Below are 2,112 nucleotides of genomic sequence, written 5' to 3' on the forward strand. Positions count from 1 at the left end.
GCCGCCGACGTCCCCACCGACGACATGCCCGCCCCCGCCCCAGTTGAGGAGGCTTCGTGACCCGGCCCCTGGCCATCGACGACCTCTACCGTCTCGCGCTGCCCGGCGATCCCGCCCTGGCACCGGACGGAGACCGGATCGTCTACACCCTGACCACCCAGAACGCCGAGCACGACCGGCCGGAGAGCGCGCTGTGGGAGGTGCGCGCCGACGGCGGAGCGCCGCGACCGCTGACGCGCGGCCCCGCCGACCACGCGCCGCGCTGGTCCCCGGACGGCTCCACGCTGGCGTTCGTCCGGGAGGGCCAGATCCACCTGCTGCCCGCGGGTGGCGGCGAGGCCGTCCCCCTGACCGAGCGGGAGGCGGGCGCGGGCGCCCCGGTGTGGAGCCCGGACGGCACCCGGATCGCGTTCGCCGCGCCCGCCGTGAAGCCGGACCCGGCGGCGCCCGTCGCGGTCGACCGGCTCGACTACAAGGCCGACGGGAGCGGCACCGTCGGGAACGTTCCGACGGGGCTGTTCGTGGTCGAGGTCGCGACCGGCCGCACCACCCGGATCGCCGACCGCGTCCGGGACGGCGGCCGGCCGGGCGTTCACCACGTCGTCCAGCACGCCGGGCCGCCCGCCTGGTCGCCCGACGGCACGCGCCTCGCGTTCCCCGCCTCGGTCGGCGACCGGTCCGACCTGACCGGGACCCTGGCCGCGTGCGTGGTCGGCGCGGACGGCGCCGGGCCGCGCGTCGTCGGCAACGCCGACGGCCTGACCGCCACGGTCGCGTGGTTCCCTGATGGTGAGTCTCTCCTGGTGACCGGGCGTGCCACCGCCGACACCGGGCATCTCCACCTGATGCGGCTCCCGCTCGACGGCTCCCCGGCCACCGTGCTCGGCGCCGCCCTCGACCGCAACGTCATGCCGGGCATGCCCGGCTATCCGGGCGCGCTGCCGCAGTTCACCGGCGGCGACGGCGACGAGCTGCTCTTCTGCGTCCGCGACCGCGGCCTCACCCGCCTGTACCGGCTCGGCGGCGCGGAGGCCACCGAGGTCGCGCTGCCCGCCGGGACGGGGGTGTCGGGCTGCTCGGTCGCCCCCAAGGCCGGCCGGGCCGCGCTGCTGGTCGCCGACGCCGACCGCTTCGCCGAGATCGAGCTGCTCGACCTCGGCACCGGCCGCACCACGCCGCTGACCCGGCACACCGCCGAGGCCCTGCCGGACGTGGCGCTGCCGCGGTTCACCGAGCGCGAGTTCACGATCTCCGACGGCACCCGCGTCCACGGGTTCCTGCTCCGCGACCCGGACGCGCCCCCCGGCGGCCCCCTGCTGGTGGACGTGCACGGCGGCCCGCACAACGCCTGGGCCCCGCTCGCCGACCCCGTCCACCTCTACCACCACGACCTCGTCGCGCGCGGCTGGACGGTCCTGGCGCTCAACATCCGCGGCAGCGACGGCTACGGGGAGGCGTTCTTCACCGCCGCGCTCGGCGGGTGGGGCGAGGCCGACGAGCGCGACGTCCTGGAGCCCGTCCAGACCCTGGTCGCCGAGGGCCTTACCGACCCGGACCGGATCGCGCTCACCGGCTACAGCTACGGCGGCTACCTCACCTGCTGGCTGTCGGCGCGCAGCGGTCTGTTCCGCGCGGCCGTGCCCGGCGGCGTCGTCACCGACCTCGTCTCGATGGCCGGGACGTCCGACGAGGGCCAGACCCTGACCAGCCAGGAGATCGGCCCGCACGACCGGCTCGTCGCGCTGTCCCCGCTGACCCACGCCGACGGCGTCCGCGTCCCGACCCTGATCCTGCACGGCGACGCCGACGACCGCTGCCCGGTCGGCCAGGCCGAGCAGTGGTTCCACGCGCTGCGCACGCGCGGCGTCCCGGTCCGCCTCGTCCGCTACCCGGGCGGCGACCACCTGTTCATCCTCACCGGACGGCCCTCGCACCGGGCCGACTACTCCCGCCGCCTCGTCGGCTGGGTCACCGAACACCTGGGAGTCGACCATGACTGACACCGCCCCCGCCACCCCCGCCCCTGCGACCCCCGCGCGGGCGTCCGGCGCCACGCGCCCGGTCGACGCCGCGCACTGGGCCGAGCGGCTGACCGCTCTCGCGGCCCGGCAC

Annotated in this window: 1 protein-coding gene; it reads left to right on the plus strand. The window is 76.9% G+C overall.

Annotation, left to right across the window (positions count from 1 at the left end; all coding sequences use genetic code 11):
- The first annotated feature begins 56 nt into the window (after positions 1–56).
- Positions 57–2,000 carry a S9 family peptidase gene (locus DZF91_RS24570; protein WP_117359641.1) on the plus strand — a complete coding sequence of 648 codons (1,944 nt, stop codon included), beginning with the start codon at positions 57–59 and terminating at the stop codon, positions 1,998–2,000.
- The last annotated feature ends 112 nt before the right edge of the window (positions 2,001–2,112 follow it).

It is taken from the genome of Actinomadura logoneensis (genome assembly GCF_003428695.1).
GTDB lineage: Bacteria > Actinomycetota > Actinomycetes > Streptosporangiales > Streptosporangiaceae > Spirillospora > Spirillospora logoneensis.